This is a genomic window from Ancylomarina sp. 16SWW S1-10-2 (genome assembly GCF_009669305.1).
Lineage (GTDB): Bacteria > Bacteroidota > Bacteroidia > Bacteroidales > Marinifilaceae > Ancylomarina.
This window is the reverse complement of sequence record NZ_SADB01000127.1, coordinates 1-648: the sequence shown is the minus strand read 5'-3', so window position 1 is coordinate 648 and position 648 is coordinate 1. Positions and strand designations below refer to the sequence as shown.

The 648-nt window shown below is 46.1% G+C and carries 1 protein-coding gene; it reads right to left on the bottom strand.

What is annotated here, in order from left to right; genetic code table 11:
- On the bottom strand, positions 1 to 648 hold a 648-nt coding region (locus EMN46_RS19715; RefSeq protein WP_195715325.1), incomplete at both ends, for a hypothetical protein.

Below are 648 nucleotides of genomic sequence, written 5' to 3'. Positions count from 1 at the left end.
GCTGCCCTCCAAATATTTCGCATGACTCAGAACAAGAGCCGGTATCGAATCTTTTAGCTCGTACCATGTCCTGATACAGGGCTTGATAATCATTTTCTGAATACATTTTCGCGATACCGTCCAGCGACATTCTTCCTCGGTACATAATCTCCTTTGGCGTTTCCCGATGTCCGTCACGCACATGGGATCCCGTGATGACCTCATTAAAAACACGCTGCAATCCCTCCTCATCTTTGCAGGCAAGTCCGATTTTTTGCGTTGATTTTTTAATGCAGAATATGCAGTTACCGAGATGTTCCGGTATTTGCAAATCGAATGGTTGTTGCTTCCACCATGCGAGGATATCTTCCTTCTCAAAGTCTGACAGTTCAGCAAGATATCTGATTCCAGGCTTTGGCTTTAGCCGCTTCGGTTCATCAGCTCTGATGCCAATCCACGTGGTGTAATTCCCTCGCCCGAAATGGTCATCACAGTATTTGGTGAAGGGAACGAGTTTTAATCTGTCAGTGCAGAACGCGCCGCCGACGTATGGAGTGCCATATTTCTTTACCATATCGATAAATGGCTTCAGAACAGGCATTCGCGTCTGAATATCCTTTGGTTCCCATACCGTATAACCATTTGGCTGTCCAAGCTCCGGGTTGATAT